The sequence below is a fragment of the Tahibacter amnicola genome, from assembly GCF_025398735.1.
Classification (GTDB): domain Bacteria; phylum Pseudomonadota; class Gammaproteobacteria; order Xanthomonadales; family Rhodanobacteraceae; genus Tahibacter; species Tahibacter amnicola.
The window spans coordinates 2,933,262-2,951,928 of sequence record NZ_CP104694.1 but is presented as its reverse complement, the minus strand read 5'-3'; the positions used below and the strand labels follow the sequence as shown (position 1 = coordinate 2,951,928).

The window sequence follows — 18,667 nt, the reverse complement described above, 5'->3', positions numbered from 1 at the left end:
CGCGCGCGGTTTTACTAGCCTCCGGCTGAACCGCCGCCGGTTATTCCGCCGCGGGTCAGGCGCGCCGGATCCAGGAGGCGCTGCAGGCGGGCGTCCGGCAAGCCGGTTTCCTCGCGCGCGACCTCACGGATGGCACGACCATCGCGATAGGCCTTCTTGGCCAGCCCGGCCGCGGCGTCGTAGCCGATGACCGGATTGAGCGCGGTGACCAGGATCGGATTGCGCGCCAGCGCCTCGTTCACCCGCTCCTGCCGCACCCGCATTCCCGCAATCGCCGCATCGGCCAGATGCCGCGCGGCGTTTGCCAGCAAATCAATCGATTGCAGCACATTGTGCGCAATCACGGGCAACATCACGTTAAGCTGGAAGTTCCCGCTCTGCCCGGCCACCGTCACGGTGGTGTGGTTGCCCATGACCTGGGCGCACACCATTGCCACGGCCTCGGGAATCACCGGATTGACCTTCCCCGGCATGATCGACGATCCCGGCTGCAGCGCCGGCAGTTCGATCTCGCCCAGGCCCGCCAGGGGCCCGGAATTCATCCAGCGCAAGTCATTGGCGATCTTCATCAGCGCGCAGGCCAGCGTGCCGAGGTGTCCCGACAATTCCACCGCGCCATCCTGGGCCGCAATTCCCTCGAACAAGTTGGCGGCCCGTTCAAATTTCGTGCCGGACAGTTCGCCCAGCACTCTCGCCACCATTTTCGCCTGCCGCGGATCAGCGTTGATACCGGTACCGATCGCCGTGCCGCCCAGCGGGAGCCGGCGCAGACGGCGCAGGCCATCCTCCAGGCGTTCCGCAGCGGACGCCAGCTGCGCCGACCAGGTGCCCAGCTCCTGGGCGAAGGTCAGCGGCATCGCATCCATCAAATGGGTTCGCCCGGTCTTCACCACACGGCCGAGCGACTTGGCCTTTTTGTCGATTGTACCCCGCAAGTGCTTGAGCGCCGGCAGCAGGGATTCCCGCACCGCCAGCACCGCCGCCACCTGGATTGCCGTCGGCACCACGTCATTGGAGCTCTGGCCCATGTTGACGTGATCGTTCGGGTGCACCGCTGCCTTGCCGCTGCGACTGGCCAAGGTCGCGATGACCTCGTTGGCGTTCATGTTGCTCGACGTACCCGAACCGGTCTGGAAGACGTCAACCGGAAAGTGCGCGTCGAACTCGCCATCCGCGACCCGCAGCGCCGCTTGCCGGATAGCCTTGGCCATTGCCGGCTTGAGATAACCCAGTTCGGCGTTGACCACCGCCATAGCCGCCTTGACCAGGCCGATCGCCCGGATGAATCCGCGCGGCATGTGCAGGCCGGACAGCGCGAAGTTCTGCACCGCCCGCTGCGTCTGAGCGCCGTAGAGTGCGTCGGCCGGCACCCGCAGTTCGCCCATGCTGTCGCGTTCCGTACGGTATTCGCTCATGGCTGGCCTCGACGAAATCCGGAACCGGTAATTATACCGGCCGGTGTATCATTCCGCGTCTTAGTCTTTCGTCTTCCTGGCGCCCCGATGACACTGAACGCCCTCACCGCCCTTTCCCCCCTGGATGGTCGCTACGCCGCCAAGGCCGATCCCCTGCGCCCGTACTTCAGCGAGTTCGGCCTGATGCACCGCCGCGTCGTGGTCGAGGTTCGCTGGCTGCTGGCCCTGTCTGACGAAGCGGCCATTGCCGAAGTTCCGGCGTTCAGTGCCCAGGCGCGTCAATTCCTGACGACGCTCGCCGATGGCTTTTCGTTGCAGGACGCCGAGCAGGTCAAGTCGATCGAGCGCGAGACAAACCATGACGTCAAGGCGATCGAGTACTTCATCAAGCAACGCATCGCCGAGCTGCCGGAGCTGGAAAAGGCCAAGGAGTTTGTTCATTTCGCCTGCACCAGCGAAGATATCAACAATCTTTCCTACTCCCTGATGCTGCGCGAAGCGCGCGATCACATCCTGCTGCCGGCGATCGACAAGTTGATCGCCACCCTGCGCCAGATGGCCCACGCCTTTGCCAGCCAGCCGATGCTCTCGCGCACCCATGGCCAGACCGCCTCGCCCACCACGCTGGGCAAGGAGATCGCCAATGTCGTCGCCCGCGTCGAACGCCAGCGCAGGCAGATTGCCGCGGTCGAGCTGCTGGGCAAGATCAACGGCGCGGTCGGTAACTACAACGCGCATGTCGTGGCCTACCCCGAAGTCGACTGGCCGCGCTTTGCGCAGCATTTCGTCGAAGGCCTTGGCCTGACCTTCAATCCCTACACCACGCAGATCGAGCCGCACGACTGCATCGCCGAAATCGGCGACGCCATGCGGCGGCTCAACACCATCCTGGTCGATTTCGCGCGCGACGTCTGGGGCTACATCTCGCTGGGCTATTTCCGCCAGGCGCTCAAGGCCGGCGAAGTGGGCTCCTCCACAATGCCGCACAAGGTAAATCCGATCGATTTTGAAAATGCCGAAGGCAACCTCGGCATCGCCAACGGCCTGTTCGAACATTTCAGCGCCAAATTGCCGATCAGCCGCTGGCAGCGGGACCTGACCGACTCCACCGTCCTGCGTGCGCTGGGCATGGCATTCGGCCACAGCCTCATCGCGATCGATGCGCTGGGCCGCGGACTGGCCAAGCTCAAGGCCGATCCGGACCGCCTCGGCGCCGACCTGGACGCCAGCCAGGAAGTGCTCGCCGAAGCGGTCCAGACAGTCATGCGCCGGTACGGCCTGCCCAATCCCTACGAGCAGCTCAAGGCGCTGACCCGCGGACACGGCATCACGCGCGAGGCCATGCGTGAGTTTGTCGCCGGGCTCGACCTGCCGGCCGAGGTGCGGCAGCGTCTGCTCGACCTGACGCCAGCCAGCTACACGGGCCTTGCGGAAACGCTGGCGTCCCGCGTCTGAGCCATGGCACCGCCGATCGAGGTCACCGCGACGCCGCAGCTGCGCCTGGGCATGTCACCGGCGGCATTCCTGCGCGACTACTGGCAGAAGCGTCCCTTGCTGATCCGGCAGGCATTCGCCGGTTTCCAGCCACCACTCGCCCCGGAAGACCTGGCCGGCCTGGCCTGTGAAGAGGCAGCGCTGTCACGCCTGATCGTCCGTGACGCCCGGCGCGACCGGTGGGCCGTACGCAGCGGCCCGCTGGACGAGTCCGACTTCGGCAAGCTGCCGAAGACACACTGGACACTGCTGGTCCAGGACGTCGACAAGTGGGATGCCGACGTCGCCGCCCTGGTCGAATCCTTCGACTTCCTGCCGCGCTGGCGTATCGACGACATCATGATCTCCTACGCCGTCGATGGCGGCGGCGTTGGCGCACACGTGGATCAGTACGACGTGTTCCTGCTGCAGGGCATGGGTCGGCGCCGCTGGCGCATCAGCGACGATCCAGCCGCGCCGAAAGCCTTCCGCGACGACGTCGAACTGAAAATCCTGCGCCAGTTCGACCCTTCCCACGACTGGGTGCTCGAGCCCGGCGACATGCTGTACCTGCCGCCCGGCGTGCCGCATGACGGTGTTGCAGAAGGCGACTGCATGACGTTCTCCCTCGGCATGCGCGCGCCGTCCGTCGCGGAACTGATGATGGATCTGGTCGATCACGTCGTCGAACCACTGACCGAGGACGACCGCTACGCAGACCCCGACCTCACCGCTCCGGCCGATCCGCACCAGATTACTCCGGACGCCCTGCAACGCGTCGAGCACGCCTTGTCACGTCTGCGCCAGATGGATACGGCGACGCTGCACGAGTGGTTTGGCCACTTCATCACCGGCTATCGCAGCGCCCAGACCGCGCATCCGCCGGAGAAAACCCTTACGCCCGCCCAACTGGCCGCCGAGATCGACAAGGGAAGCCACGCCGTGCGATATCCGTGGAGCCGCACGGCGTGGATGCCGGCGGCGGACGACACCGCCCGGCTGTTCGTTGGCGGCCATGCGTTCGGATGCTCTGTCCCGTTTGCGCGGCTGGTCTGCGCGTCACGGGAACTGGATAACGCGGCATTGAAGGCACTCCCGGCAGCCGATCAGTCGGCGCTGCTCGCCTTGGTGAACGACGGGCAGCTATTGTTGGTGCGTCCCCGCCGCGGGAGAAAAGCATGATCAGCGCCGATTTTCGCGTCGAACCGGCCGACTGGACCGTCGACCAGGCTGACCTGAAACACGTCCGCACCGAGGTGTTCATCCTCGGCCAGAACATTCCGGAGGCCGAGGAATGGGACGACCTGGATCCCCGCTCGATCCACGTCGTCGCCCGCGACAGCACTGGCGCCCCCATCGGGACGGGGCGATTGACCCCGGAACACAAGATCGGTCGCATGGCCGTGCTCAAAGAGTGGCGCGGAAAGCACGTCGGCGAAGCCATCATGCAGGCCCTGATCGAACGCGCCCGCCAGCGGCGCTATGAATCGATCGAGCTGCACGCGCAAAGCTACGCCATTCCTTTCTATGCGCGCTTCGGCTTCGAGCCCTACGGCGAGGAGTTCATGGAGTGCGAGATTCCGCACCGGATGATGCGCCTGACCCTCGCGCCCCTGCAGGAATACCGGCCGGTGGCGCGGCTGGAAGAGACCCCCGAGCCACGCCTTATTCCGGTTGACCAGCTCGAACAGGCCCAGCAAGTGGTGCTGGAACTGCTGGGTCTGGCCAAGCGTGAGATCTGCCTTTATTCGCGCGACCTCGATGCCCCGTTGCTCAACAGCGAGGCCGTGCTCGCGGCTATCAAGCGGATCGCCACCGCCGGCCGCAGCGCCAGCGTCCGCATCATCGTGCAGGCGCCGTCCATCCCCTTGCGCGACGGCCATCGCCTGCTGCACCTGGCCCATCGGCTGCCCAGCGTCATCCAGTTCCGCACGCCGGTCGCGGAGGAAGACCTCCATTACCCGTCCGCCTTCCTCCTCAATGACCGCCGCGGTTACTACTTCCGCGTGCTCGGCAGCCGCTTCGAAGGCGAGGCCCACACCTACTCGCCGGGCCGTCACGCCCAGTTGCAGGAGTACTTCAACCAGGTGTGGGAACGCTCCGCCCCGAGTGAAGAATTGCGACAGCTGAGCCTGTGAACGGGCGAGTCCGGCAACGTTTCCGCACAGGGCCTGCCCACCGGGCGCCATACGGCGGCGGCGGCCAGTCGCCAGGGACCGGCGACGGAAAAAATACTGCCAGAATCTCCGCACTTATGACGAACATCGCCTTGTCGCGTCGCAACACGATCGGCGTATAATCCGGCAGTTTCGATCGAGCCCGATCGATTTTCCAGGCGTGCCACGAAGCACGCCTTTTGTTTCCGGTGATCCCCGACGTGAGCGCGAACCTGATCCAGCTGTTCCGAGAAACCTCCCAGCTTTCCGGCGGCAATGCTGCCTTCATCGAAGAGCTGTACGAAAAATGGCTGCGCGACCCCCAGTCGGTCGATGGCCAGTGGCGGCAGTACTTCGATTCCTTCCAGGGTCGCGCCGCCGGCGATGTACCGCACTCCGATGCGATCGCCCGCATCGAGGCGGCGCAGAAGCTCGATGGACGCGTCACCCGGGCGGCCGCGCCGGTCACCGACGCGGTGTCGCAGAAGCAGGCCGGCGTGCTCAAGCTGGTCACCGCCTACCGTTCGCGCGGTCATCTGGCGGCCAATCTTGACCCGCTCGGGCTGGCCGAAAAGCTGCCCGCACCGGACCTCGAACTCGCCGCCCACGGCCTGGGCGCCGCGGACCTGGACACCGAGTTCAACACCGGTTCGCTCGCGGGACCGCCCCGCCTGAAGCTCAAGGATCTCGTCGCCCTGCTCAAGGCGACCTACGCCAATACCGTTGGCGCCGAGTTCATGCATATCAGCGACACCGAGCAGCGTCGCTGGGTGCACGAACAGCTGGAAAAAGCCGGCGGCCGCTTCAACCTCAGCGCGCCGGAAAAGAAACGGCTGCTGGAACGCCTCACGGCGGCCGAGGGCCTGGAACGTTACCTCCATACCAAGTACGTCGGTCAGAAGCGCTTCTCGCTCGAGGGCGGCGACAGCCTGATCCCGCTGGTCGACGAGCTCGTGCAGAAGAGCGGTTCCGACGGCGTCAAGGACATGGTCCTGGGCATGGCCCATCGCGGCCGCCTGAACGTCCTGGTCAACACCCTCGGCAAGGCGCCGCAGAAGCTGTTCGCCGAGTTCGAAGGCCGCTTCGAGCACCACGACGACCCGGCCCATTCCGGCGACGTGAAGTACCACATGGGCTTCTCCGCCGACATCAAGACCAGCGGTCACACGGTTCATCTCGCCCTCGCCTTCAACCCGTCGCATCTGGAAATCGTCGACCCGGTCGTCGCCGGCTCCGTGCGTGCACGCCAGACGCGTCGCGGCGACACCGAGCGCACCCAGGTGATGCCCGTGCTGATCCACGGCGACGCCGCCTTCGCCGGCCAGGGCGTGGTGATGGAACTGTTCAACATGTCGCAGGCGCGCGGCTTTGCCGTCGGCGGCACCGTCCACATCGTCGTGAACAACCAGGTGGGCTTCACCACGTCCAATCCGCTGGACGCCCGCTCCACCTACTACTGCACCGACGTGGCCAAGATGGTCAATGCGCCGGTCTTCCACGTGAACGGCGACGACCCGGAAGCCGTGCTCTTCGTCGCGCGCCTGGCCTTCGACTACCGCCAGAAGTTCCGCCGCGACGTCGTCATCGACCTGGTGTGCTACCGCCGCCACGGCCACAACGAAGCGGACGAGCCGGCAGCGACCCAGCCGGTGATGTACCAGAACATCCGGTCGCGCCCGACCACCCGCGAGCTCTACGCACGCCAGCTCGAATCGCAGAACATCATCGCCGCCGGCGAAGCACAGCAGTACGTCGAGGATTACCGCAAGAAGCTCGAATCCGGCCAGCCGGTCGCCGAACTCGACGGCCAGTTCAAGGATCCCTACGCCCTCGACTGGACCAAGTTCATCAACGGCAAGCTCGACATGCCCCACAAGACGGGCGTGGCCAAGGACAAGCTCGTGGCCTTGAGCCAGAGCCTGCTGCAGCTGCCGGCGGACCTGTCGCTGCATCCGCGCGTCGCAAAGATCTACGAAGATCGCGGCAAGATGGCCGCGGGCCAGCAACCGATGGACTGGGGCTTCGCCGAGAACCTGGCCTACGCCTCGCTGATTGCCGAAGGCTACGACCTGCGCGTCGTCGGCCAGGACGTCGGCCGCGGCACCTTCTTCCACCGTCACGCCGTACTGCATGACCAGAAGACCGATGGCACCTACCTGCCGCTGGCCAATGTCCGCGCCGGCGCGAACGTCGCCGTCATCGACTCGGTGCTGTCCGAGGAAGCGGTGATGGCCTACGAATACGGCTTCACCACGTCCGAGCCGAACACGCTGGTGATCTGGGAAGCGCAGTTCGGCGACTTCGCCAATGGCGCCCAGGTCGTGATCGACCAGTTCATCAGCTCGGGCGAAGCCAAGTGGGGCCGCCTGTCCAGCCTGGCGCTGTTCCTGCCGCACGGTTACGAAGGCCAGGGCCCGGAGCATTCCTCCGCCCGTCTGGAGCGCTTCCTCCAGCTGTGCGCGCTGAACAACATGCAGGTATGCGTGCCGACCACCCCGGCGCAGGCGTTCCACATGATCCGCCGCCAGATGGTGCGCGACTGCCGCAAGCCGCTGGTGGTGATGACACCCAAGTCCCTGCTGCGCCACAAGCTGGCTGTCTCCTCTTTTGAAGATCTGGCCAACGGCGGATTCCAGCTGGTCATTGCCGACTCCACCGCGAAGTCGGCGCAGAAGGTCCGTCGCGTCGTGCTGTGCTCGGGCAAGGTGTATTTCGACCTGGTCGATGACGCCGAGAAGCGCGGCGTCACGGATGTCGCGATCATCCGCGTCGAACAGCTGTACCCGTTCCCGCGCGCCGAGGTGAAGGCGGAGCTGGCGAAGTACACGGCCGCCAGGGAAGTCGTGTGGTGCCAGGAAGAGCCCATGAACCAGGGCGCCTGGTACCAGATCCAGCATCACCTGCGCGCCAGCATTGGCGGCGAGCAGAGCCTGAGCTACGCCGGCCGCAGCCGTTCGCCGGCGCCGGCCTGCGGTCACCACAATACCCACGTCGCCGAACAGGCGGCCCTGGTCGAGCAGGCGCTTGTCGCGCCCGTCGGCACTGATCACGCCTCGGAGTAATAAAAAGATGGCCATCGAAGTCAAAGTCCCGGTTTTGCCCGAATCCGTTTCCGACGCCACCATCGCCACCTGGCACAAGAAGGCCGGCGAAGCGGTCAAGCGCGACGAGAACCTGGTCGACCTGGAAACCGACAAGGTCGTGCTCGAGGTGCCGGCCCCGGCCGACGGCGTGCTGAAGGAAATTCGCCGCCAATCCGGCGACACGGTGAACAGCCAGGAAATCATCGCCATCATCGAGGAAGGCGCCGCTGCCGCTCCGGAAGCCAAGCCCGCCGCCGAAGCCGCCGCGCCAGCGAAGGCCGCCGCTCCCGCCGCCGCGCCGGCCGCCGCTGCCAGTGACCTCTCGCCGGCCGGCCGTCGTGTCGCCACCGAGAACGCGATCGATCCGGCCCAGGTTGCCGGTACGGGCCGCGACAGCCGCGTCACCAAGGAAGACCTGGTCAACTTCATGCGCTCCGGTGGCGCCGCCGCGCCGGCCGCCAAGGCCCCGGCAGCACCCGCTCCGGCCGCAAAGCCGACGCCGGGATCGCGCCCGGAAGAGCGCGTGCCGATGACCCGCATGCGCGCGAAGATCGCCGAGCGCCTGATGCAGTCGAAGAACTCGATCGCCATGCTGACCTCGTTCAACGAGATCAACCTGGGCAAGGTCATGGCCATGCGCAAGGAGCTGGTCGAGCAGTTCGAGAAGACCCACGGCATCAAGCTGGGCTTCATGAGCTTCTTCGTGAAGGCCGCCTGCGAAGCGCTCAAGCGCCATCCGATCATCAATGCCTCGGTGGACGGCAACGACGTCATCTATCACGGCTACCAGGACATTTCGGTCGCCGTCTCCACCGACAAGGGCCTGGTCACGCCGGTCCTGCGCGACGCCCAGCACATGAGCTTCGCCGAAGTCGAACGCCAGATCGCCGGCTATGCCAAGAAGGCGCGTGAAGGTGGTCTGACCCTGGACGACCTCGCCGGCGGCACTTTCACCATCACCAATGGCGGCACCTTCGGCTCGCTGTTCTCCACGCCGATCGTCAACCCGCCGCAGAGCGCCATCCTGGGCATGCACGCCATCAAGGACCGCGCCATCGTCGAGAACGGCCAGGTCGTGGCCGCCCCGATGATGTACGTGGCGCTCAGCTACGATCACCGCATCATCGACGGCAAGGATGCCGTGCTGTTCCTCGTCGACATCAAGAACCAGCTCGAAAACCCGCACAAGATGCTGCTGGGCCTCTGACGGCCAGTCATCCGTGCGCCGTCCAGCGACGGTGATGGCGAACCTGCCCACGAGCGCGGCGATTGCCGCGCTCGTGCCGGACGCTTACCCGGCGCACGCTCGGTGCACCCCGTGACGCAACGTCGGTTCAACCGTTATGTGGCGCAGTCCGTCTCCGGAATCACACCCGCTGGAATGGACGGAACGCCGCCAATGACGACACCACTTCCTTCGAGAATCCCCAGATGAGCCAACATTTTGATGTCGTTGTGATCGGCGCCGGCCCCGCCGGATACGTGGCCGCGATCCGCGCCGCCCAGCTCGGCCTGAAGACGGCCTGCGTCGACGCCTACGTCGGCAAGGATGGCAAGCCGGCGCTTGGCGGCACCTGCCTCAACGTAGGTTGCATTCCGTCCAAGGCGCTGCTCGATTCGTCCAAGCAGTTCCACAACCTGACGCACAACTTCGCCGTGCACGGCATCAGCGCGTCGAACCCGACCATCGACGTCGGCGCCATGATTGGCCGCAAAGACAAGATCGTGAAGCAGTTCACCGGCGGCATCACCATGCTGTTCAAGTCGAACAAGGTCACGCCGGTTGCCGGCTTTGCCACGCTCAAGCCGGGTCGCGTCGTCTCGGTGAAGGCGGCAGATGGCAGCGTCAGCGAGCTGACCGCCACCAACGTCATCATCGCCGCGGGCTCCGTGCCGATCGAGCTGCCGTTCGCGAAGTTCGACAACAAGAACATCGTCGATAACGCCGGCGCACTCGACTTCGCCAGCACGCCCAAGCGCCTGGGCGTCATCGGTGCGGGCGTGATCGGCCTGGAACTGGGCAGCGTGTGGAAGCGCCTGGGTGCCGAAGTCACCATCATCGAAGCGCTGCCGGATTTCCTCGCCGCCGCCGACCAGGATATCGCCAAGGCCGCCGCGCGCGAATTCAAGAAGCAGGGCCTGGACATCCGCCTGGGTGCCAAGCTGTCCAAGGCCGAGGTCAAGGGCGACGAAGTCCACCTCGCCTACACCGACGCCAAGGGCGAGCAGTCCCTGGTCGTCGACAAGCTGCTGGTGGCCGTCGGCCGCCGCGCCGGCACCCAGGGCCTTCTGGCCGAGGGCACCGGCGTGCAGCTGGATGAGCGCGGTCGCGTGGTCGTTGACGACCACTGCTGGACGGGCGTGGAAGGCGTCTGGGCGATCGGCGACTGCGTGCGCGGCCCGATGCTGGCGCACAAGGGTTCCGAAGAAGGCATCGCTGTCGCCGAGCTGATCGCCGGCAAAGCGGGCCATGTCAATCTCGACACGGTGCCGTGGGTCATCTACACGGAACCGGAAGTGGCCTGGGTCGGCAAGACGGAAGAGCAGTGCAAGGCCGAAGGTATTCCGTACAAGACGGGATCTTTCCCCTTTGCCGCCGTCGGCCGCGCCGTGGCGATGAACGAGACAGCCGGCATGGTGAAGGTGATCGCCCACGCCGAAACCGATCGACTGCTCGGCGTGCACATGGTGGGCGCCTGCGTCTCGGAAATGGTGCATGAAGCCGTGGTGGCCATGGAGTTCAAGGGTTCGGCCGAAGACCTCGCCCGCATCTGCCACGCTCATCCGACCCTGAGCGAAGCGGTGCACGAAGCGGCTCTCGCGGTCGACAAGCGCGCCATCCACAAGGCGAACTGAGTGGTTCCGGTCATCCGGAACCTCGGGGTCGTCGCGCTCGCTGCCCTGCTGGGCGCCTGCGCGACGACGCCGGAAAATGCCGCATCGCCCCGCGAATCCTCAGTGCTTGCGGAGGCCGCACTACCTGTCCTGCCGGAACACCGGCTCGCCGTCGACGACGCGGAGTTCGATGGCCTGCTGCTGCATCGCGAAGACCGGGCCGTCATGATCGCATCGGACGTCCTGCATTCTTCGCAGATCGCGCACAAAGAGGCGTTGAAATCCCGTTGGCTCGCAACGGCGCTGGGGCCCGCCGGGCTGTACTGGACGGTCAGTTTCATCGACGTGGTTAACGGTGCGCCGGTCATCGTCGCCGAAGTCCAGGTCACCCTGACAACCGACCCGCCGAAGGCCGCCATCCGTGAAGTCCAGCCACCCCGGCCGCTGGCGGACGATGAACTGGCACGTCACCGCGCACTGGCTTCCGCAGCGGCAACCCAGTGGCAGCGCTGCTCGCCCCAATACACCTACTCCACACAGTTCAAGCTGGCGGGCGACCATCGCGTCATTGATGTTCGCCTGATGCCGGCACGCCAGCGCGCCGACGAATTCCCCCTCAGCGGCTTCCACCGTCTGCGTTACCGGGAAACCGAGTACGCGACGCCGGCCGACACCTACGCCCAGACGCCCACCTGCCTGCATGTCGGCCAGGCGTCCGGGTCCGAAAAACCGAAAGACGTGGCGCTCAGGGTCGATCACACGACATCCGAGACGCCCACCGAATTCCACGTTTTCATGAGTCTTTCCTACGACCGCCCGCTCCTGGTGACCACGGTCAGAAACCGGCTCACCTGGCTCGTCGTCGACGGAAAGATCCGCCGCATCGTCTCGCCAAAAGGTCTGTGACATGGACACGTTCCGCGCTTTTCGCATTCGAAACGACGCCAAGGGCTACCGCGCCGGTATCGAGCACATCGCCGTGGACGACCTGTCCCCGGGCGAGGTCGTGATCAAGGTCGCCCACTCCAGCGTCAACTACAAAGACGCACTCGCCGGCACGGGCAAGGGCAAGATCCTGCGCCAGTTTCCCCTGAACGGAGGCATCGACGTCGCGGGCTATGTCGTGGCGAGCACCGATGCGCGTTATCGCGAGGGCGACGCGGTGCTCTGCACCGGCTGTGGCCTTTCGGAGAACCGCGATGGCGGTTACGCCGAGTACGCACGGCTGGAAGCCGAGTGGGTGATCCCGCTGCCACCCGGCCTGACGCTGCGCGAAAGCATGATCCTGGGAACCGCGGGCTTTACCGCGGCGCTGTCGCTGTACCGGATGGAACAAAACGACCAGCGGCCGGACATGGGGCCGGTCGTGGTGACCGGCGCAACGGGCGGGGTCGGTTCCCTTGCCATCGATATCCTCACCCGGGCCGGTTACGAGGCGCACGCGATCACCGGCAAGGTCGAACATTTCGACTATCTGATCGAGCTGGGGGCACGCCAGTGCATCGCACGCCAGGAACTGTTCTGGGGCCAGCGTCCGCTGGAGACCAGCCGCTGGGCCGGCGCCATCGACAATGTCGGCAGCGAGATGCTGGCCGGGCTCACCCGGGTGATCCACCCCTACGGCAACATTGCCAGCTGCGGCCTGGCGGGCGGGCATGACCTGGCTACCACGGTGATGCCTTTCATCATCCGCGGCGTGAGCCTGCTCGGCATCGCGTCAGCCGGAACGGCCCGGCCGATCCGCGAAAAGGTGTGGGAACGTCTCGCTACGGACTGGAAACCGGCGCACCTGGATCGCATCTGCACGCGTGAAACCACCCTGGATGAACTCCACGACGTCTTCGGCACAATGCTCGAGGGCGGTTCACTCGGGCGCACGCTGGTCAATGTGGGCTAGCGCAACCGATTGTCAAACGGTTACGGTCATCACACGGCCATCGACAAACGTAAAACGGCTGTTGGCCAAGCACTTCCCGCCCGGTAGAATGGCCCGGGCCGTAGTGCGGCAAAACAGGGGTAACTAGAGGCAACCATGGCGCGAATCCTGATCGTTGACGATTCCCAGTCCCAGCTCCTGGGCCTCAAGCGTATCGTCGAGAAAATGGGCCACGAGATCATCACCGCCGAAGACGGTGCGGCCGGCGTGGAAGTCGCCAAGCGCGAAATCCCTGACCTCATCCTGATGGACGTGGTGATGCCGAATCTGAACGGCTTCCAGGCGACGCGCACGATTTCGCGTGAAGCCAAGACCAGCCATATCCCCATCATCCTGGTTACCACCAAGGACCAGGAAACCGACAAGGTCTGGGGTATGCGCCAGGGCGCAAAGGCCTATGTCACCAAGCCGATCAATGAGGCGGAGCTGGTGAAGACCATCAACGAACTCTTGCCGAAGTAAACAAGGCAACAGCTCGAAAAATAAAAAAACGGGAGCGTGAAGCTCCCGTTTTTTTGTCCGAAGCGACGCAAAGGCCCTCGCGTCGGATTACTCGTAGGCGCTGCGCAGCGCTTCGTACAGTTCGCGCTGGCGATCCGTCGTGGCCGCCGGTGCGTAGACCTCCAGCACGACGTACTGGTCGCCCGGTTCCTGGCCCGGCATGCCGCGGCCCTTCAAGCGAAGCTTGCGGCCGGTATCTGATCCGGCCGGAATCTTCAGGTCGACCGGCCCGGCCAGGGTCGGCACCGGTACGGTGGCGCCCAGCGCCGCGTCCCAGGGGGCCAGGCGCACCGTGACGGTGATGTTGCGGCCGTCGAGTACGAACTGCGGATGAGGCCGTACGCCGATTTCCAACAGCACGTCGCCGGCAGGCCCGCCGTTGGCGCCGGGATTGCCCTGCCCCGCGAGCCGGATGGTCTGGCCCGGCAGGATGCCCGCCGGGATCTTCACGTCCAGCTTGCGCCCCTGCAGATCCAGCCGCTGGGTACCGCCGGTGTACGCTGTTTCCAGGTCAATGGCTGCGTGCGCATGCAGATCCCGCCCGCGCCGCGGGCCACCGCTGCGTCCGGCACGCGCGCCAGTACGGCCGAACAGGGACTCGAAGAAGTCGCTGAATTCGCCGCTGGACTGGCCGAAGCCGCCGCCGAAATCCGGCGGGGGCTGGAACTCCTCGCCCGGTCGGTAACCGCGTGCACGCAGTGCGTCGTACTCGCGTCGCTTCTCCGGATCGCGCAAGGCTTCGTACGCCTCGTTGACGGCCTTGAACTTGTCTTCCGCACCCGCCTCCTTGCTGACGTCCGGGTGGTATTTGCGCGCCAGCTTGCGAAAGGCGCTCTTGAGCTCCCCATCGCTGGCATCGGGCTTCACGCCCAGGGTGTCGTAGTAATCCTTGAATTGCATCGCCTATCGCCTGTTGCCTCGCCGTTCGCCGGACGGAACCACCGCGGTACGACCCGCACGGAGCCGATCACCAGGGCGTCTTTCCGTCCCACATGCGCCGGACCCTGACAAAAACAATGGGCCCGCGGCAGACACTGCCGCGGGCCCGGGTCGATAGATTACCGGTTCAATCGTCCCAATGGTCGACTGTCGAGCCCGGTCAGTGCGCCGAGATCGAGATCCGCCGCGGCGAGGTTTCCGGGCGCTTGGGGATTGCAATCTCCAGCACGCCGTTCTTGCCGCTGGCGGTAATGCCTTCGGGGTCCGCGCTGTCGGGCAATGCGAAACGCCGGTAGAACACGCCGTGTGAGCGCTCCACGCGGGTGAGCTTGCCATTGGGCTCGCGCGTCTCCGCGCGGCGTTCGCCCTTGATGGACAGGATTCCCTTGTCCATAGAGATTTCAATGTCGTTCGGATCAACACCGGGGATATCCGCGAAGATCACGAAGCGCTTGTCCTCTTCTTTGATATCCACGCGCGGCGTCCATTGGCTGGTAACCACGTTGGACTGGTCCGCTTCGTCATTGCCGGTGAAAAGCCGCTCGAAAACCTGCTTGATCTCTTCCTGGAAGTTGGAAGGGATCGCCCACGGCTGGTAGCGCGAAACGCTCATGTGCATCACTCCTTCTGGGTGAGACGCGCACCGTGCGCGTCGTGACGGCGGGATAGATAGGTGCCCCGTCCGCAGTTTCAAGGCCACCGTGCAAGAGTGGTTGGCGCCGCCGCTGGCCGCTATGATCGGTCGTTGCGCAGAGCGCGTAGCGTCCTTTCTCCCTGACAAGGAAATTCCCATGACCATCCAGGTCGGCGATCGCATCCCCTCGGCCACGCTCAATGTCCTCAAGGACGGCGTCCAGGCCATCACCACCGACGAGATCTTCAACGGCCGCAAGGTCGTGCTGTTTTCGGTTCCCGGCGCGTTCACGCCCACCTGTTCGGCCAAGCACCTGCCGGGCTACGTCGAGAAGTTCGGCGCCTTCAAGGACAAAGGGGTCGAGGTCGCCTGCATGGCCGTCAACGACGCCTTCGTGATGAAGGCCTGGGCCAAGGACCAGAACGTCCCGGAAGACCTGATGATGCTCGCCGACGGCAACGCCAATCTGGCCCGCGCGCTGGGCCTGGAAATGGACGCCACGGCATTCGGCATGGGCCTTCGTTCCAAGCGCTTCGCCCTTTACGCCGACGATGGCGTGGTGAAGGCGCTGCAGGTGGAAGCCCCGGGGGAATTCAAAGTTTCCAGCGCTGACGCGATGCTCGAGTCACTTGCCTGATCGCAACGACTGGGAGCGACAACGGCGTCGCCATCGAAAGCACAGCACAAAAAAAGCGGCTCGAAGGCCGCTTTTTTTGTGCTTTCGGTGGACGACAGCTTACTCCGGTGCCGCCTCATCCGTAGCCGCGGCGCTTTCCGAAGCGGCGGCGGAATTGTCCGATGCCGGCTCGTCACCCGGCGGACCACCCGCACCGTTTTCACCGAGCCCTTCACCCTCACCTTCGTCGCCATCACTGCCGAGCGCTTCGATGCGTACCACGCCGCACAGCGCTTCCGAATCCGGCAGGCGGATCAGGGTCACGCCCTGCGTGTTGCGCCCGACGCGGGCAATCTCGGCGGCGCGCGTCCGCACCAGGGTGCCCTGGTTGGAGATCAGCATCAGCTCGTGCGTGTCATCCAGCTGCACGGCGGCCACCAGCGCACCGTTGCGGCCCGAGCATTGGATCGCGATGACACCCTGTGTGCCGCGGCCCTTGCGCGGGTACTCGTCCAGCGGCGTACGCTTGCCGAAGCCGCGTTCGGTGGCGGTGAGTACATCGCCCTCGCCCTTGACCACGACCATCGACACGACTTCCGCAGCCTCGGTCAGGCGCATGCCACGCACGCCGTGGGCCACGCGTCCCATCGGGCGTACTTCGTCTTCGGCGAAGCGAACCGCCTTGCCATTGGAGGCAAACATCAGCACGTCCGAGGTGCCGTCGGTGATGGCCACATCCACCAGGCCATCGCCGTCGTCCAGGTCGATCGCGCGGATGCCCGAGGTGCGCGGGCGCGAGTAGTCGGCCAGTGACGTCTTCTTCACCGTGCCCTGGCGGGTGGCGAAGAACACGTAGCGGTCCTGCGGGAAATCGCGGACCGGAAGCACGGCCTGGATCTTTTCGTCCGTCTCCAGCGGCAGCAGGTTCACGATCGGCTTGCCACGCGAATTCGGACCGGCATCGGGAATCTGGTAGACCTTGAGCCACAGTACGCGGCCGGTACTGGTGAAGGTCAGCAGGGTGTCATGGGTGTTCACCACCCACACCTGGGAGACGAAATCCTCTTCCTTCACGGCCGTTGCCGAACGCCCCTTGCCGCCGCGCTTCTGCGCGCGGTAGGTGGTGATCGGCTGGCGCTTGCAATAGCCCGTGTGCGAGAGCGTCACCACGACGTTTTCCGGCTCGATCAGGTCGAGCACGTCGAGGTCTTCCTGGCTGGGCTGGATCACCGTGCGGCGCGGGTCAGCGAAGGCATCCTTCACCTCGACCAGTTCGCCGCGGATCAGCGCCAGCAGCACGGCGGGATCAGAGAGGATCTCGATCAGGCCGCGGATGGTTTCCAGCAGGGCCTTGTATTCATCGGTGAGCTTGTCCTGTTCCAGGCCGGTCAGGCGGTTCAGGCGCATTTCCAGGATTTCCTTGGCCTGGACTTCCGACAGCTGGTAGCCGTCCTCGGCCAGGCCATTGCCCGGGTCGAGATCTTCCGGACGCGAGGCATCGGCACCCGCCGCCGCGAGCAGCGCGCGGACCATGCCCGGCTCCCAGCGGCGCGCCAGCATGCGTTCCTTGGCCACCTGCGGCGATTCCGACGTCTTGATCAGCTCGATCATTTCGTCGATGTTCGCCAGCGCGACGGTGAGGCCTTCGAGGATGTGCGCGCGGGCGCGTGCCTTGCGCAGCTCGAAAATGGTGCGGCGGGTCACCACTTCGCGGCGGTGACGGATAAACGCTTCGAGAATTTCCTTGAGGTTCAGCAGCTTGGGCTGGCCGTCGACCAGCGCCACCATGTTGATGCCGAAGGTGACCTGCAATTGCGTCTGCTGGAAAAGATTGTTCAGCAGCACGTCGGCCATCGCGTCCTTGCGCACCTCGATGACGATGCGCATTCCGTCCTTGTCGGATTCGTCGCGCAGGCCATCCGGGGCGATGCCCTCGATTTTCTTTTCCTTGTGCAGCTCGGCGATCTTTTCGATCAGCCGGGCTTTGTTGACCTGGTACGGCAGCTCCGTGACGACGATCGTCTCGCGGCCGTTGGCGCTGGTTTCCACTTCGGTACGGGCGCGAATAAGGATTCGGCCACGCCCGGTGCGGTAAGCCTCGACGATGCCCGAAGCGCCGTTGATAATGCCGGCGGTGGGGAAGTCCGGGCCCGGAACGAAACGCATCAGGTCATCGATGCCCAGGGAGGGATCGTCGATCAGGCCGATCGTGGCGTCGATCACCTCGCCCAGGTTGTGCGGCGGAATGTTGGTGGCCATGCCGACCGCGATACCGGCCGAGCCGTTGACCAGCAGGTTCGGGACGCGCGTCGGCAGTACCGACGGTTCCAGTTCCTTTTCATCGTAGTTGGGCTGGAAATCGACGGTTTCCTTGTCGATATCCGCGAGCAGCTCCGAGCTCAGACGTTCCAGCCGGCACTCGGTGTAGCGCATCGCCGCGGCGGCGTCGCCGTCGATCGAGCCGAAGTTGCCTTGTCCGTCAATCAGCATGTAGCGCAGGGAGAAGTCCTGCGCCATGCGCACCAGGGCGTCGTACACCGCCGTATCGCCATGCGGATGGTATTTACCGATCACGTCGCCGACGACGCGGGCGCACTTCACGTACGGCCGGTTCCAGACGTTGTTGAGTTCCTGCATGGCGAAAAGCACGCGCCGGTGCACAGGCTTGAGGCCGTCGCGCACGTCCGGCAGTGCGCGTCCCACGATCACGCTCATGGCGTAATCGAGGTAGCTTTGTTTCATCTCGTCTTCGATGTTGACGCGAATAACTTCTTTGGCTAGTTCCGCCATCGGGATTCCAATATCTCGGATACGGCAAGATGGAGCGACTTCGCTGCGATGCCGGCTTGCCCGGCCCGCGTCGAAATAACGCGCAAGGATACCATACCGGGGCGCCGCGTTGGCGCTCGGAAGCCCTTGTTTCTGGCTGGAAATGTCACCGCGGAGCCGCCCCGTCGCCCGGCTCCCCGAGCCCGGGTGCCGGCGACCCCGTGGCCCGCGGGCCCGCCACGTCGGCAAACCGTTCCGTTCGTCATTTTCGTTCTGGCCGGAACCCGGCTATGTTCGAGGTTCTGCACCG

General features: G+C 65.1%; 14 protein-coding genes. 10 read left to right on the top strand and 4 right to left on the bottom strand.

Annotated features, from left to right (window positions below):
- Window positions 1–14: 14 nt before the first annotated feature.
- Complete coding sequence (locus N4264_RS12420) at window positions 15–1,415, bottom strand: class II fumarate hydratase (protein ID WP_261697353.1); 1,401 nt, start codon at window positions 1,413–1,415, stop codon at window positions 15–17.
- An 87-nt stretch (window positions 1,416–1,502) separates the two neighbouring features.
- On the opposite strand from N4264_RS12420, the gene purB reads away from it, so the two are divergent.
- From purB to pilH, 9 genes are all read left to right on the top strand, one after another.
- Window positions 1,503–2,870: an adenylosuccinate lyase gene (purB, locus tag N4264_RS12415; protein WP_261697352.1), complete on the top strand. Its 1,368-nt coding sequence runs from the start codon at window positions 1,503–1,505 to the stop codon at window positions 2,868–2,870.
- A gap of 3 nt (window positions 2,871–2,873) precedes the next feature.
- Window positions 2,874–4,070 carry a cupin domain-containing protein gene (locus N4264_RS12410; protein ID WP_261697351.1) on the top strand — a complete coding sequence of 399 codons (1,197 nt, stop codon included), beginning with the start codon at window positions 2,874–2,876 and terminating at the stop codon, window positions 4,068–4,070.
- Window positions 4,067–5,026, top strand: coding sequence for a GNAT family N-acetyltransferase (locus tag N4264_RS12405; RefSeq protein ID WP_261697350.1), 960 nt, complete (start codon window positions 4,067–4,069; stop codon window positions 5,024–5,026). Before N4264_RS12410 ends, N4264_RS12405 begins: the two co-directional genes overlap by 4 nt.
- A 239-nt stretch (window positions 5,027–5,265) precedes the next feature.
- Window positions 5,266–8,106, top strand: coding sequence for a 2-oxoglutarate dehydrogenase E1 component (locus tag N4264_RS12400; RefSeq protein ID WP_261697349.1), 2,841 nt, complete (start codon window positions 5,266–5,268; stop codon window positions 8,104–8,106).
- A 7-nt stretch (window positions 8,107–8,113) separates the two neighbouring features.
- Entirely contained in the window at window positions 8,114–9,334 is a 1,221-nt protein-coding gene (gene odhB / locus N4264_RS12395) for a 2-oxoglutarate dehydrogenase complex dihydrolipoyllysine-residue succinyltransferase (protein ID WP_261697348.1), read from the top strand.
- Window positions 9,335–9,558: 224 nt separating this feature from the next.
- Window positions 9,559–10,983, top strand: a complete 1,425-nt coding sequence (lpdA, locus tag N4264_RS12390; RefSeq protein ID WP_261697347.1) for a dihydrolipoyl dehydrogenase — start codon at window positions 9,559–9,561, stop codon at window positions 10,981–10,983.
- Window positions 10,984–11,868 carry a hypothetical protein gene (locus N4264_RS12385; RefSeq protein WP_261697346.1) on the top strand — a complete coding sequence of 295 codons (885 nt, stop codon included), beginning with the start codon at window positions 10,984–10,986 and terminating at the stop codon, window positions 11,866–11,868.
- Between the two features lies 1 nt (window position 11,869).
- A complete protein-coding gene (locus tag N4264_RS12380; RefSeq protein ID WP_261697345.1) occupies window positions 11,870–12,859 on the top strand; it encodes a YhdH/YhfP family quinone oxidoreductase in 990 nt (329 codons plus the stop codon).
- Window positions 12,860–12,994: 135 nt separating this feature from the next.
- Window positions 12,995–13,360, top strand: coding sequence for a twitching motility response regulator PilH (gene pilH, locus N4264_RS12375; RefSeq protein ID WP_261697344.1), 366 nt, complete (start codon window positions 12,995–12,997; stop codon window positions 13,358–13,360).
- 87 nt (window positions 13,361–13,447) lie between these two features.
- Here the strand turns inward: pilH and N4264_RS12370 are convergent, their stop codons facing one another.
- Both N4264_RS12370 and N4264_RS12365 read right to left on the bottom strand, forming a co-directional pair.
- Window positions 13,448–14,299, bottom strand: a complete 852-nt coding sequence (locus N4264_RS12370; protein WP_261697343.1) for a DnaJ C-terminal domain-containing protein — start codon at window positions 14,297–14,299, stop codon at window positions 13,448–13,450.
- Between the two features lie 199 nt (window positions 14,300–14,498).
- The gene (locus tag N4264_RS12365) at window positions 14,499–14,951 is read right to left on the bottom strand and encodes an Hsp20/alpha crystallin family protein (RefSeq protein WP_261697342.1); all 453 of its coding nucleotides are present in this window, start codon (window positions 14,949–14,951) and stop codon (window positions 14,499–14,501) included.
- 178 nt (window positions 14,952–15,129) lie between these two features.
- Between N4264_RS12365 and N4264_RS12360 the strand changes: the two genes are divergently transcribed.
- The gene (locus N4264_RS12360; protein ID WP_261697341.1) at window positions 15,130–15,609 is read left to right on the top strand and encodes a peroxiredoxin; all 480 of its coding nucleotides are present in this window, start codon (window positions 15,130–15,132) and stop codon (window positions 15,607–15,609) included.
- A gap of 99 nt (window positions 15,610–15,708) precedes the next feature.
- Here N4264_RS12360 and gyrA read toward each other — a convergent pair whose 3' ends face one another.
- Window positions 15,709–18,378 carry a DNA gyrase subunit A gene (gene gyrA, locus N4264_RS12355; protein WP_261697340.1) on the bottom strand — a complete coding sequence of 890 codons (2,670 nt, stop codon included), beginning with the start codon at window positions 18,376–18,378 and terminating at the stop codon, window positions 15,709–15,711.
- Between the last annotated feature and the right edge of the window lie 289 nt (window positions 18,379–18,667).